The 13,409-nt window shown below is 66.2% G+C and carries 13 protein-coding genes; 4 read left to right on the top strand and 9 right to left on the bottom strand.

Annotated elements, in window-relative coordinates:
• Positions 1-58: 58 nt before the first annotated feature.
• Positions 59-583, top strand: a complete 525-nt coding sequence (locus tag CBI38_RS12650) for a TetR/AcrR family transcriptional regulator (protein WP_109329307.1) — start codon at positions 59-61, stop codon at positions 581-583.
• Position 584: 1 nt separating this feature from the next.
• Here CBI38_RS12650 and ilvA read toward each other — a convergent pair whose 3' ends face one another.
• Together ilvA and CBI38_RS12640 are read right to left on the bottom strand one after the other, a co-directional pair.
• Positions 585-1,934: a threonine ammonia-lyase IlvA gene (ilvA, locus tag CBI38_RS12645; protein WP_109335044.1), complete on the bottom strand. Its 1,350-nt coding sequence runs from the start codon at positions 1,932-1,934 to the stop codon at positions 585-587.
• Positions 1,935-1,983: 49 nt separating this feature from the next.
• Positions 1,984-2,418, bottom strand: a complete 435-nt coding sequence (locus CBI38_RS12640; RefSeq protein WP_109335043.1) for a nitroreductase family deazaflavin-dependent oxidoreductase — start codon at positions 2,416-2,418, stop codon at positions 1,984-1,986.
• A 146-nt stretch (positions 2,419-2,564) separates the two neighbouring features.
• Between CBI38_RS12640 and CBI38_RS12635 the strand changes: the two genes are divergently transcribed.
• Complete coding sequence (locus tag CBI38_RS12635) at positions 2,565-2,804, top strand: hypothetical protein (protein WP_109329306.1); 240 nt, start codon at positions 2,565-2,567, stop codon at positions 2,802-2,804.
• Between the two features lies 1 nt (position 2,805).
• On the opposite strand, the gene dnaE is transcribed toward CBI38_RS12635, so the two are convergent.
• The 5 genes from dnaE to lspA all read right to left on the bottom strand — a co-directional run bounded on the left by dnaE (position 2,806) and on the right by lspA (position 9,553).
• A complete protein-coding gene (gene dnaE, locus CBI38_RS12630) occupies positions 2,806-6,342 on the bottom strand; it encodes a DNA polymerase III subunit alpha (RefSeq protein WP_109329304.1) in 3,537 nt (1,178 codons plus the stop codon).
• Positions 6,343-6,440: 98 nt separating this feature from the next.
• Entirely contained in the window at positions 6,441-7,358 is a 918-nt protein-coding gene (gene rarD, locus CBI38_RS12625; protein ID WP_109329302.1) for an EamA family transporter RarD, read from the bottom strand.
• Positions 7,355-8,062 (bottom strand): hypothetical protein, encoded by a 708-nt coding sequence (locus CBI38_RS12620; RefSeq protein WP_230990162.1) that lies wholly within the window; start codon positions 8,060-8,062, stop codon positions 7,355-7,357. The genes rarD and CBI38_RS12620 overlap by 4 nt, the downstream gene beginning before the upstream one ends.
• A complete protein-coding gene (locus tag CBI38_RS12615; RefSeq protein ID WP_109329298.1) occupies positions 8,034-8,960 on the bottom strand; it encodes an RluA family pseudouridine synthase in 927 nt (308 codons plus the stop codon). Before CBI38_RS12615 ends, CBI38_RS12620 begins: the two co-directional genes overlap by 29 nt.
• Positions 8,957-9,553, bottom strand: a complete 597-nt coding sequence (gene lspA, locus CBI38_RS12610) for a signal peptidase II (RefSeq protein ID WP_204164919.1) — start codon at positions 9,551-9,553, stop codon at positions 8,957-8,959. The genes CBI38_RS12615 and lspA overlap by 4 nt, the downstream gene beginning before the upstream one ends.
• A gap of 51 nt (positions 9,554-9,604) precedes the next feature.
• Here lspA and CBI38_RS12605 point away from each other — a divergent pair, with 51 nt between their 5' ends.
• Positions 9,605-10,558, top strand: a complete 954-nt coding sequence (locus CBI38_RS12605; RefSeq protein ID WP_109329294.1) for a hypothetical protein — start codon at positions 9,605-9,607, stop codon at positions 10,556-10,558.
• Positions 10,558-11,301, top strand: a complete 744-nt coding sequence (locus tag CBI38_RS12600; protein WP_109335042.1) for a sensor domain-containing protein — start codon at positions 10,558-10,560, stop codon at positions 11,299-11,301. Before CBI38_RS12605 ends, CBI38_RS12600 begins: the two co-directional genes overlap by 1 nt.
• 97 nt (positions 11,302-11,398) lie before the next feature.
• Here CBI38_RS12600 and CBI38_RS12595 read toward each other — a convergent pair whose 3' ends face one another.
• On the bottom strand, positions 11,399-11,899 hold the full coding sequence (locus CBI38_RS12595; RefSeq protein ID WP_109335041.1) for a WKL family lipoprotein: 501 nt from the start codon (positions 11,897-11,899) through the stop codon (positions 11,399-11,401).
• 155 nt (positions 11,900-12,054) lie between these two features.
• On the bottom strand, positions 12,055-13,404 hold the full coding sequence (locus tag CBI38_RS12590; protein WP_472515502.1) for a DNA polymerase IV: 1,350 nt from the start codon (positions 13,402-13,404) through the stop codon (positions 12,055-12,057).
• Between the last annotated feature and the right edge of the window lie 5 nt (positions 13,405-13,409).

The following is a 13,409-nucleotide window of genomic DNA, read 5'->3' as shown; positions in this document are numbered from 1 at the left end:
GCTACTGTAGCTTGAACCGTCCGGACGGTAAAGTTATTTCCAGGTACAGTCCCTCTTCATGGCTGCCGGTACGCGCGATCGAATACTCGACGCCCTCGAGAAGTTGTTACTCGACGTGGGAATCGCCCAGGTGACACTCGAAGCAGTCGCCGCCGAAGCAGAGGTCTCCAAGGGTGGTCTCCTGTACCACTTCCCCAATAAAGAGGCACTCCTCGCGGCGATGGTGCGTCGCCTGGGCGAGCGCGCCGACGCCCAGCTCGCCGACGCCGTTTCCGGCGGCACCTCGCTGTCCGAGTGGTATCTGCAGGTTCCGGATGCCAGCACGACCGAAGAGCTGGCCCTCTATCGATCCACCATCGCCGCATTGCGCAGCGTCGACGGACAACACGACGAGATCCAGCGAGCGGTGATCGAGGTCATGCGCGGCTGGGACGAAGGCCTGCACAGCGAAATCGAGGACCCGGTGCAGGCCGAGATCGTCCGGCTGGTCGGCGACGGCATTTACCTCGCGGCCCTACTCGGACTCCCCCTGCCCGAGCCGGAGCTGTACAGCAAGGTCGTGGAGCGACTCCTGCAGAAGTGACTCAGGTGAGGTAGCGGTACGCCGGGCTACCCGGTTCCAACCGCTCCACCTGCATCTGCGAGTGCTCCATCCGCTCGAGGAGGTCGCCGAGACCGTCCGCATTCCCCAACTCGATACCTACCAGGGCGGCGCCGGTCTCACGGTTGTTCCGTTTGACGTACTCGAACAGCGTGATGTCGTCCTCGGGACCGAGCACCTCGTCCAGGAATCGTCGCAGCGCACCCGGTTCCTGCGGAAAATCGACGAGGAAGTAGTGCTTGAGACCGAGATGCACCAGCGACCGTTCCAGAATTTCGCCATAGCGCGAGACGTCGTTGTTGCCGCCCGAGACGAGGCACACCACCGTCGAACCGGGTTCGAACGTGATGCTGCCGAGCGCGGCGACGGACAGTGCACCGGCGGGCTCGGCGATGATGCCCTCGTTCTGGTACAGCTCGAGCATCGTGGTGCACAGGGCACCTTCGTCGAGGTTCGTCATGACGAAGCTCTCCGGATCGAGTCGGATCGTCGACCCGTCAGCCTGCAGCAGCGCCGTATGCGAAACGACCTCGGCGCCGAGCGCGGACACGACGGCGAACGGCAGGTCGCCGACCCGCTTCACCGAGGCACCGTCGACGAACGGGTCGATCTCCGACAGCGTGACCGGCGCCCCGGCCACCAGGGCGGCGGTCATCGACGCCGCGCCGGTCGGCTCCACGCCGACGAGGGCAGTCCGCGGCGCGTGAGCGTGAAGATAGGTCGCCATACCGGCGATGCACCCGCCTCCCCCGACCGGGACGACCACCGCGTCGGGAACCGTGTCGAGCTGCGCGAGAATCTCAGCGGCGATCGTCCCCTGGCCCGCCGCGGTGCGTACGTCGTCGAACGGCGGGACCATCGTCGCCCCGGTGCGCAGCACATCGGCGGCGGCGGCAGCGGCCGCCGCATCGTAGGTCTCCCCCGTCAGAATGAGTTCGACGAACTCGCCGCCGTGCGCGCGGATGCGGTCGCGCTTCTGCTTCGGCGTACTAGACGGAACATAGATTCGTCCGACGATTCCCATTGCGCGGCAGGCGAAGGCCACTCCCTGCGCATGATTGCCCGCGCTGGCCGTCACCACACCCGCCGCACGTTCGTCCGGGGCGAGCTGAGCCATCAGGTTGTAGGCGCCGCGTAGCTTGTAGGAGCGGACCACCTGCAGGTCCTCGCGCTTGAGGTAGACATTCGCGCCGGTGAGTGCCGACAGCCGCTCGCTCCATTGCAGCGGCGTGGCGTCGATCACGTGGGAAATTCGCTCGATCGCCGCGTCGATGTCGCCCACGGTCAGGGGCGAAGTGGTGTTGCGGGCTGCGGTATCGGGCGATGTGGACACCCGCATATGTTCCCACCACCACAGCCCGCCGTACCAGCCGGGGCAATTCTCAGGCGGGCTCGAGAACGAAGACAGGAATCTCCCGGTCGGTGTTCTTCTGATAATCGGCGTAGTTGGGGAATGCGGCGACCGCGCGCTCCCACCAGACTGCCTTCTCCTCGCCGGTCACCTCCCGGGCCACCATGTCCCGTGTCATGTGACCGTCCCGGAGCTCGACGTGCGGATCGGCCTTCACGTTGTAGTACCACACGGGGTTCTTCGGAGCGCCGCCGAGGGACGCCACGATCGCATACTTTCCGTCGTGCTCGACGCGCATCAGCGGGGTCTTGCGAAGTTTCCCGGATTTCGCCCCGCGGGTGGTCAACAGGACGACGGGCATTCCATTGAGCGTCGTACCTTCGGTGCCGTTGCTCGATTCGATCAACTCCGCTTGATCTGCGGCCCACTTGGACGGACTGGGTTCGTATTCACCTGTGAGTGGCATGCGTCCAGTGAACCCCGACCACCCGGTCTGCGCCACCGAACGCCCCGAATCGACAGCGCGACCTCGCGTGTTCGTTGGACCGAACTCCCAGTTGCGCGTACCCTGATCGGCACACACGGATATACGAACAGCGAGGTGAACCCGCGATGACGACATCCGACACGCCGATCCCTCACGTCACAGGCAGCCGGGCTCCCCGCACCGTCGATCTCGCCGGTACCGCGTGGCCCCTCTACAAACTCGAAGCCCTAGCCGTCGGATTGCTGGTTTTCGTGGCCGTTCTGATCATCGCCGAGGCCGTGCAGGTGGCCGTCCTCACCGCAGCCGCTGTCGCGGTGGTGGTCTGGTGGGTGCGCCGGCTCTTTCCCGACGCCCCTCCCGAATAGGTCACACCGACAGACAGCTGGGCCCGAGCAGCGCCTTGAGGTCGCCCATCAACGCCGACGACGGCTCGACACGCAGCACGTCGTCGACCTTCCACAACGTGATCTCGGTTCCACCGATCAACCGCACATGCACGTCCGAGGTTCCCGGGTGCCGAGTGAGTACCTGCCGGAGTGCGCCCAGCTTGTCTTTGGTGCACTGACGCAACGGGAGGCTCACCGCCAGCGGCTTGGCGACACCGACGGCCGAAAGGTCCGGCACCGCAAGGTCGTTCGCGATAAGTGAGATGCGGTCGTCACGCACAGACACCCGCCCCTTGACGAGGACGACGGAATCCTCGGTGACGTCCATCCCGTAGACCGAGTACGCCTGCGGGAAGAACAGCACCTCGATACCGCCCGACAGATCCTCGAGCTGTGCCGACGCCCACGTCAGACCGTTCTTGTTGATCCGCCGGTTGACCGAGGCGAGAATACCGCCGACGGTGACCTGGGCGCCGTCCTTAACATCGCCCTCGAGGATGGCCGGAATCGCCGTGTCCGACTGTGCGGACAGGACGTGCTCGACGCCGTTGAGTGGATGCCCCGAAACGTAGAGCCCCAACATCTCGCGTTCCAACGCCAGTCGGTGCTTGCTGTCCCATTCTTCGTCGGGAATCTTGACGTTGAATACCGAGGAGATCGATTCGTCGGCGTCGTCGCCCCCGAACAGGTCGAACTGGCCGATGGCCTCCGCCTTCTTGGTACCCATCACTGCGTCGATCGCGTCGGCATGGACGAGCATGAGTCCCTTGCGGGGATGGCCGAGCGAGTCGAACCCACCCGCCTTGATCAACGATTCGGTGACCTTCTTGGAGCAGGCTGCGGCGTCGATCTTGTTGAGGTAGTCCGAGAAGTCCACGAACTTGGACTTCTCCTTCCTGGCCTTGATGATCGACGCGACCACATTGGCCCCGACGTTGCGCACCGCGCCCATGCCGAAGCGGATGTCTTCGCCGACCGAGGCGAAATTGACCTCCGACTCGTTCACGTCGGGCGGCAACACCGTGATACCCATCTTGCGGCAGTCGGCGAGATAGATGGCGGCCTTGTCCTTGTCGTCACCCACCGAGGTGAGCAGGCCCGCCATGTACTCGGCGGGGTAGTTGGCCTTGAGATATCCAGTCCAGAACGACACCAACCCGTACCCGGCGGCGTGAGACTTGTTGAAGGCGTAGCCGGCGAACGGGAGGATGGTGTCCCACAATGCCTTGATCGCCGGCTCGGAGAAGTTGTTGGCGAGCATGCCCTCGCGGAACCCGGCGTACGCCTCCTCCAGCACGGAGAGTTTCTTCTTACCCATGGCCCGACGGAGAATGTCGGCCTGCCCCAGCGAGTACCCGGCCACCTTCTGAGCGATCTGCATGATCTGCTCCTGGTAGACGATCAGCCCGTAGGTGTCGGCGAGAATCTCCTTCAGGGGCTCCTCGAGCTCCGGGTGGATGGGCTTGACCTCTTGGCGGCCGTTCTTGCGGTCGGCATAGTCGTTGTGCGCGTTCATGCCCATCGGGCCAGGGCGATACAGCGCGAGCACAGCGACGATGTCCTCGAAGCCGGTGGGCTGCATGCGGCGCAGCAGATCGCGCATGGCGCTGCCGTCGAGCTGGAAGACACCGAGAGTGTCACCGCGCGAGAGCAATTCGTAGGTTGCCGGATCGTCGAGCGGGAGCGTGTCGAGGTCGAGGTCGATGCCTCGGTTGGCCTTGATGTTGTCGATAGCATCACCGATGACGGTGAGGTTTCGAAGGCCGAGGAAGTCCATCTTGAGGAGGCCGATGGCCTCACACGACGGATAGTCCCAACCGGTGATGATGGCGCCGTCCTGGGCGCGCTTCCACACCGGAATGGCGTCCATCAACGGCTCGGACGACATGATCACCGCGCAGGCGTGGACGCCCGCGTTGCGGATCAGGCCTTCGAGACCCTTGGCAGTCTGGTAGATCTTAGCGACGTCCGGGTTGGAGTCGATGAGGGCACGAACCTCGACCGCTTCCTTGTACCGCTCGTGATTCGGATCGGTGATGCCCGACACCGAAATGTCCTTGGCCATGATGGGCGGCGGCAGCGCCTTGGTGATCTGATCGGCGATCGCGAATCCCGGCTGACCGAACTGGACCCTGGCGGAATCCTTGATGGCCGCCTTCGTCTTGATTGTGCCGAACGTGATGACCTGAGCCACCCGGTCGCTTCCCCACTTGTCGGTGGCGTAGCGCACCATTTCACCGCGCCGACGGTCGTCGAAGTCGATATCGATATCGGGCATCGACACGCGCTCGGGGTTGAGGAACCGCTCGAACAGCAGACCGTGCGGGATGGGATCGATATTGGTGATACCCATCGCGTACGCCACGAGCGACCCTGCGGCGGAACCTCGGCCGGGACCGACGCGGATCCCCACCTCGCGCGCGTGGTTGATCAGGTCACCGACGACGAGGAAGTATGCCGGGAAACCCATTTCGAGGATGACGCCGATCTCGTAATCGGCGCGGGCGAGGTACTCCTCGGGCGGTCCGTCGGGGAACCGGCGGTCCAGTCCGCGCATGACCTCCTTGCGCAACCAGGTGCCCTGCGTCTCGCCCTCGGGAACAGGGAAGATCGGCATTCGGTCGTGGTGCGCCCACACGTCGTCGTACGACTGGACACGCTCGGCGATCAGCAGCGTGTTGTCGCACGCGCCGGGCACCTGGTCGTCCCACAATGCCCGCATCTCCGCGGCGGACTTCAGGTAGTAGCCGTCGCCGTCGAACTTGAACCGGGTGGGATCGGACAGCGTCTTACCGGTCTGGATACAGAGGAGGGCCTCGTGGTTCTCCGCGGCGTCCTTGGTGACGTAGTGGCAGTCGTTGGTGGCGAGCGGCGGAATGTCGAGTTTCTTGCTGATCTCGAGCAGTCCCTCCCGGACCCGCCGCTCGATCGACAGACCGTGGTCCATCAGTTCGAGGAAGAAGTTGTCCTTGCCCCAGATCTCCTGCCACTTCGCGGCGGCTTCGAGGGCCTCCCGGTCGTGACCGAGCCGCAGACGCGTCTGGATTTCACCGGACGGGCACCCGGTGGTGGCGATGATGCCTTCGTGGTAAGTGGCGATCAGCTCCTCGTCCATGCGCGCCCACTTGCCGAGCTGCCCCTCGATCGACGCGAGGGAGGACAGCTTGAACAGGTTTCGCAGACCGGTGGCGTTCTCCGCAACCATCGTCATGTGGGTGTACGCACCGCTACCGGAGACGTCGTCGGACTTCTGGCTGCGGTCGCCCCACAGAACCCTTTTGGTGTTGAAACGGGATTCGGGCGCAACGTAGGCCTCGATCCCGATGATCGGCTTGATGCCCTGCTTCTTCGCCACGTTGTAGAACTCGCTGGCTCCGTACATGTTGCCGTGGTCGGTCATTCCCACCGCGGTCATTCCCAACCGCTCGGCCTCTTCGAACAGGGGGCCGACCTTGGCCGCACCGTCGAGCATCGAATACTCGGTGTGATTGTGCAGATGTACGAACGAGTCAGCCACGTGCGCCTCTCTGAAGGTCTGGGAGCCTCACGAGTGTAGGCCCTCGGACCGACACCGCCCGCCGCTGCGGCGGGGTGTCGGCGAACTCGTGACGAGAGTTACTGGACGGGCTCCTGTGACGATCGCGCTGACTGTCTCCCGCGCCGAACCCGCACCAGCGCATCGGTAGTGAAGATCGCAAGTGCCACCCAGATCAACGCGAATCCGATCCACCGGGAGGCCGGCATGTCCTCGTGCAGGACGGCGACGCCCCACATCATCTGCAGGGCAGGTGTCAAGTATTGCAACATTCCGAGCGTGCGCAGCGGCACTCGCTGCGCGGCAGCGCCGAACAGCAGCAGCGGAAGCGCGGTCACCGGGCCGGCGGCGATGAGGAGCAGGCTGTGACCGGGCCCGTGCCCGAGGAACGTGCCGGTGCCCACGACCGACAGGTAGACGAGATAGCTGAGCGCGATCGGTCCCGCGACGATGCCTTCGGCGGTGAGACTGGTCCTCGGGTCCAGAGGCATCACCTTCTTGCAGAGCCCGTACAGCGCGAAGGACAGCGCCAGGGTGAGCGCGATGTACGGCGGATGTCCGTAGTCGACGGTGATCACGACGACCGCCGCGGCGGCGAGCGCGAGGGCCACGATCTGCGCCGGCACCAGACGCTCCCGGAAGATCACTACCCCCAGCAGAACGCTCACCAGCGGGTTGATGAAGTAGCCGAGTGCAGTCTCGACCACCCGGTCCGACGTCACGCCGTAGATGTACGTGCCCCAGTTGATCGCGATCAACGCCGACGCCGCGGCGACGAGGAGCCATGTCCGCACCCCGAGTCCGCGCAGCGAGCGGATGCGCCCGGACGCCCACAGCACCACGAGCATCAGGGCCAGCGTCCACACCACCCGATGGGCGAGAATCTCGACCGACCCTGCCGGGCCGAGAATTCCGAAGAATGCGGGAAAAGCACCCCAGAGCGTGTAGGCACCGACTCCGCAGGCCACGCCGACGGTTTCCGCCTTCCGCGCTGTCACGGGCCACCTCCGGATACCACCGCACCGTCGTCGGGGCCGGGCGAGACCGTCTCGGCGTGCTCGGGCAGTAGAGGCCGGATCGCGAAACGTCCGAACACCGCGTCGGCGTGCAACGCCTCGACAGCGCGGACCGCCGAGGTCGAGCGCAGTGCGCCCAACCGGTCGAGGTTTCCCCGCACCACGATGCCGATCACACAGGGGCAGTCGCGCGCGAACTGCTGGGAGGACACCGCAGCAATGTCCCCCTGTCGGACCGTCTCGCCGGTCATGCGCTGGACCCGGGCGGACGCCAGGACGTGCGCGCGTTCGATCGCTGCGGCACCCGAGGCGACCGACACCGGAACGAGCGGCGTCTGGACCCGGTCGAGTGGAAGCCGGAATAGCAGCTGTGACACCCGCACCGTGGCCGCGACCTCGAGCACCGTGTCGGAGGACACCGGCCGGGCGAACGACACCAGGGCCCAGTGCTCGTTCCCGGGTGGTTGTTCCAGCGTTCCGGCCGCACGAGCCACATAATCGGACACCACTTCGCCGTTGTCCGGACCGAGAGCATCTGACGTGACGAGCGGGGCTCGAACCGGATTGGTGATTCCCAGCACGATCACCAGGAGCAACACCACCGCGATGGTGACACCGACCGGGACGGCGACTCCGGTCGGGCGGCCGCGGATCACCTCAGCTGGACCGGAGAACCTCGAGAGCATCCTCGAGGTCTTTCGGATACTTGGACGTGATTTCCACCCACCGCCCGTCAGCCGGATGCGCGAAGCCGAGCGATCGAGCGTGCAACCACTGGCGCTCGAGACCGAGCCGTTCCGCCAGTCGAGGGTCCGCGCCATAGGTGAGGTCACCGCAGCACGGATGTCGCAGAGCCGCGAAGTGCACGCGGATCTGGTGGGTCCGTCCCGTCTCGAGGTGAATGTCCAGCAGGCTCGCCGCCTGGAACGCCTCCACGGTGTCGTAGTGCGTGATGCTGGGCTTTCCGTCCGCGGTGACGGCGAACTTCCAGTCGTTGCTGCGATGCCGCCCGATCGGTGCGTCGATGGTTCCGCTACTCGGATCGGGGTGGCCCTGCACGAGGGCGTGATACCGCTTGTCGATGGTCCGCTGTTTGAATGCGCGCTTGAGAAGCGTGTAGGCGCGTTCGGACGTGGCCACCACCATCACGCCCGACGTGCCGACGTCGAGCCGATGGACGATGCCCTGCCGTTCGTGCGCACCCGACGTCGAAATCCGGAAGCCTGCGGCGGCCAGGCCGCCGATCACCGTGGGACCGGTCCAGCCCACACTGGCATGGGCGGCCACACCCACCGGCTTGTCGACTGCGACGACATCGTCGTCGGCGTACAGAATTTCCATACCCTCGACGGGTTCCGCCTCGATCGTCAGCGGGCGCGGCGGCTCCGGGAGTTCCACCTCCAGCCACGTCCCGGCCGAGAGTCGATCGGATTTTCCGACGGGCGCTCCGTCGACGAGAACCGACCCGTCCTCGGTGAGCTGCGCGACCGCGGTCCTCGAGAGCCCGAGCAGTCGCGCGAGGCCGGCGTCGACCCGCATCGAGTCGAGCCCGTCCGGAACCGGCATCGACCGAGTTTCCCTCACTTCTTCTCCACCTTCCGAGTTCCGTCCGGTTCGAGGCCTATCAGGGTGAGCACTACGAGTAAGACCGCACCGCACACGATGCCGGAGTCGGCCACATTGAACACTGGCCACCAGCCGACGGAGACGAAGTCGACGACGTGCCCCTGCATCACTCCCGGTGCCCGGAAGAAGCGGTCGACGAGGTTGCCCAGGGCGCCACCGAGGACGAGTCCCAGACCGAGCGCCCACCACGGTGACCGCAGCGTCCGTCCGATGCGCACGACCCCGATGACCACACCGACGGCCACCAGCGTGAGCAACCACGTCATGCCCGTGGCCATCGAGAATGCGGCACCCGGGTTGCGCACGAGACGCAGCGTGACCACGTCGCCGATCACCCGAACCGACTCCCCCGGCTCGATCTTGGCAACGGCGAGCACCTTGGTCACGAGGTCGGTGATCAGCACGACACCGGCGATGACGAACAGCAACCGCATGCGCTGATACCGTGCAGCCACGGGTGCGGAGGTGGTGGTCGTGTTGGTGTCGTTCGGGTCTTCGGCGGCGGTGTCGTTCTCGGCCGCGGGGTCTTGACTCACCCGTCCATCATCCACTACGCGGGCAAGCCGCCGTTCATGCGCTCCCGTGCCCACTAACCTGGGGGCGTGCCACTGTTCTCGAAAGCTTCGCGACCCGGTTCCTCTCTACTCGCCGCAACACTCTCCCTGGTCGCTCTGGCCGCGGGCTGTGGAAGTGACGACGACTCCTCGCAGGCAGGTCCCGCGGGAACCACGTCGACCACCGCCGAGGTGACGGTCCCCATCTCCGCGACGACCGTCCGGCTGACTCGGCCCGGTGACGAGCCGCGAGAGGTGCTTCAGCGCCGGCCGGCGGTAGACGTCGCCCAGCAGGTGCGGCTGACCACGGGCGCCGAGGTATTCCAGCGGATCGACGATCAGCCGGTCCAGGACTTTTCCTCCCCCGAGATCACGGTGCCCCTCACCGCGGTGGTCACACGCCCGACCGAGGACGCTGACGGGGCCATCGCCCTCGACCTCACGCTCGGCGCCGTGACGAGTCCGGACTCCCGCCTGGCGAGCGCCCTGGAAGCGAGCAAGGGATCCGGGGCCGGCTTCACGTTCGATTCGACCGGCGCGATCACCGCCCTTCGCCTCCGTCCTGCGGCCGAATCGCAGGACATAGCGCGTTCGGCAATCGAGCAGGCGTTCTACCAGGCGGTGTACCGCACGATCGCCTTCCCCGCCGAACCGGTCGGCATAGGAGCGCAGTGGACCATCCATCAGAAAGTGATGAGCGGCATCGCCCTGGATCAAACCACTGTCGCCACCCTCACCGCCCGCGACGGGAATCGGGTGACCATCGACTACACCGTCGACCAGACACCGCAGTCACCGATCTGGCAGCTCCCCGGTGAGGCGGGGACCCTCAACGTCGACCAGTACGTCATGCGGGGGGCGGGCACGACGACCGTCGATCTCGGCCTTCCGCTGCCTGTCGCCGGGACGGTAACCGTGTCCGGTGAGCAGCAATACAGTGACCCGGAGGGCGCCACCCTCCTGCGGCAGACCACCTCGAACCGGGTGCAGTGGGGATCCTGATGCGCGTTCGTGCCATCGCTGCCGTACTGACCGTCCTCGCAGTGTCGGCGTGCTCGTCGGCCGCAGACAGCGAACCGGGACCCGACGAGTTCCTCGCACCGCTCGGCCCGATGGTCACGGCGCCCCCCGGCGCCGCCGGTGCTCCGTTCACCGATTCGGCCGTGCTGCGGGCCGCACTGCTCGACGTCGGTGACCTTCCCGTCGGCTTCTCCCCCGTCGCCGACCCCGAGGAGGACCTCGGACTCCCGCCGGCCTCCGAGGCTGCGCAGTCCGACAAGTCGAGCACCGACCCGGCCCTGTGCAGCGCCGTCCTGTCCCCTGTTGCGGATCAGCATCCCGGCGCCGCCGCGTCCGCGTCCGCCTGGTTTCAGGGCCCGAACTTCACGACCGTCGATCAAGATGCAGCGAGCTACCCGACGGCCGCCGACGCGACACAGGCGTTCACCGACATCCAGACCACCCTCGCCCAGTGCACCGACTACTCCGGCACGGACGCCGACGGGGTGGACGTGCAGTACCGGGTCGGCGGCCGGGACGGACGACCGGCGGGCGATGCGTCGATCGGGTTCCGGCTCGTCACCACCAGTGACGGCTTCAGCCTCGTCTCGGATGTAGCCGTCGCGATGACCGGAAGCACCGTGACCCAGTTGGTGGCCACGGGGCAGGAGCCGATCGACGAGGGCGTCTTCGAGGACATGACGCACGCCGCCGTGAGCAAGCTCGCGTCCGCGCCTGCCAGCTGAGCGGCCGACTCGAAACGACCGATGCCGGCGTCCCGCTAAGGGACGCCGGCATCGGCACCGAATCTCTATCGGTCCGTCGGGACCGGAATGTCTTCGATCAGGCGGGGCACGCCGGCGAGGTCAGCTGCGCGAGCGACACGATCTGGCACGCGGTGACCTTCGAAAGCTTCCATTCGCCGTTCTCGCCCGGGATGAAGATTGCAGGCAGACCACCCTGCTGAACCTGGCCGTTGACGGTCAGCTGCAGCTGGCCACTGGCGGTGCCGTCACCGTTGTCGATGACCGGATCGAGCACGATGACCTCGGCGTTGTTCGCCTTGGCTGCGGCGGCGACCTGGTTGATCAGCTGAGGATCCTGCTCGGAGCCCTCGACCATGACCGACTTCTCTTCGAGGGGCGTGTTGGGGTCGAGACCCTTGACGAGCAGAGCGTTGAGTTCGGCAGCGGTAGGCACCTCGAGGGCTTCCGAGGTTTCGGCTGCGGAAGTCGTGGTGGTCGTGGTCTTGGTCGCCGTGTCGCTGTCGTCCGAACCACAGGCGGACATGGTGAGGGCTGCGGCGATCGCTACTGCGGCAACCGTGATCTTACGAAGCTTCAACTGAATAACCTCTTCATTCTCGGGTGTTCGTTCTCGGGCGAACTCAGCATCGAAGTGCTGCATCCTGGGGCAACATTACCCAAGGGTAAGCACCAGCCACCGAGGCTACCTTCTCGCCGAGCCGCCCTCCACTCCGTCTCAGCCAAGCCGGGACCTCAGGCGAGGGAGCCCTCCACTCCTGCGTGCTCGAGTTGCTCGTCGTCCTCCTTGAAGGTGCGGGCTACGCCGGGACCCGTTGTGCGCGTTTCGAATCGGACGGTCACGACACCATGCCCCGCGCCCTGGACCCACCCGTGCCCGAAGTCGGGGTGCCTCACATCCAGACCCGGATGCCATCGTCGATCGGGTTCGCGTGCCGGAATCGGCTGCACGGGCGACACCGCGTCGCCGCCTTCGTTTCGCGTCGCCGCCGAGTCCGGATAGCCGGGCACGTCCAGATCCAGTTCGGGGAACAGCGAACCTTGCCGCACCGTCGACAGACCGGCGAAGCCGACCCCGACAAGGCGAACGGGACCGAGCTCGAGAGGGTCGATCACCTGCCGCTGAGCCGCGGCGACCAGGGTGGGACGGTCCAGGGTGGCGTAGGGCAAGGTGACCGACCGGGTAACGATGCTCATGTCCGCCTTCTTCAGCTTGAGCACCACCGTACGGGCCGCGCGGCCGTCCTTCTGCAGGCGCGCGAACGCGGAACCCGCACTGGACTCGACCGCTCCCCGCAGCTCCGCGAGGGTGACGATGTCGGTGGCATAGGTGGTCTCGGCACTGACCTGTTTCGACTCGGCCCGCTCGGCGACAGGCCGATTGTCGATGCCCCGCGCCAGCCGGTGCAGGCCGGGACCGATCGTGGTGCCGAGAATGGAAGCCACCTCGGATTCGGGAGTGCGCGCGAGACTTCCGATCGTCTCGATGCCGAGCCGTTTGAGCTTGTCCTCGGCGACGGGACCTATGCCCCACAACTTCCGCACGGGCAACCCGTCGAGCAACTCCTGCTGTTCCTCCGGCGCGATGACGGTGATTCCATTCGGCTTGGCAAGACCGGACGCGATCTTCGCCACCTGCTTGCCGGATCCCGCACCGATCGACGCGACCAGTCCGGATTCTTCGAAGACCAGGGCGCGCAGGCCTTCGCAGTACCGGCGGACAGTGGCCGGGTCCACCCCGGCCAGCTCCGCCGGTTCGCCGAACGCCTCGTCCATCGACAGCTGCTCGAGCACGGGCATGGGGCCACGCAGCGCATCGAACACGGACTTGCTCAACATCCCGTACAGCCGGCCGCGCGGCGGCAATACGACGGCACCGGGCCCGACGAGCCGCCGGGCCTGGTGCATCGGCATCGCGGAACGGGCGCCGAACACCCGCGCCTCGTAACTGGCCCCGGCGACCACCCCGCGACCGCCGAGTCCACCGACGAGCACCGGGCGGCCACGCAGCGTCGGCCGGGTGAGCTGCTCCACGGAGGCGAAGAAGGCATCCATGTCGAGGTGCAGCACCCATCGACGACTCACCTGGT

Source organism: Rhodococcus oxybenzonivorans (assembly GCF_003130705.1).
In the GTDB taxonomy this organism is placed as follows: domain Bacteria; phylum Actinomycetota; class Actinomycetes; order Mycobacteriales; family Mycobacteriaceae; genus Rhodococcus_F; species Rhodococcus_F oxybenzonivorans.
The sequence above is the reverse complement of the archived record's forward strand: the minus strand, read 5'-3'. Positions and strand labels throughout refer to the sequence as shown.

What these genes read in the sequence shown, in the direction of transcription:
- CBI38_RS12650 (WP_109329307.1), top strand. Translation starts at nt 59, where the DNA reads ATGGCTGCCGGTACGCGCGATCGAATACTCGACGCCCTCGAGAAGTTG.
- CBI38_RS12635 (WP_109329306.1), top strand. Translation starts at nt 2,565, where the DNA reads ATGACGACATCCGACACGCCGATCCCTCACGTCACAGGCAGCCGGGCT.
- CBI38_RS12640 (WP_109335043.1), bottom strand. Translation starts at nt 2,418, where the DNA reads ATGCCACTCACAGGTGAATACGAACCCAGTCCGTCCAAGTGGGCCGCA.
- CBI38_RS12620 (WP_230990162.1), bottom strand. Translation starts at nt 8,062, where the DNA reads ATGCTCTCGAGGTTCTCCGGTCCAGCTGAGGTGATCCGCGGCCGCCCG.
- CBI38_RS12600 (WP_109335042.1), top strand. Translation starts at nt 10,558, where the DNA reads ATGCGCGTTCGTGCCATCGCTGCCGTACTGACCGTCCTCGCAGTGTCG.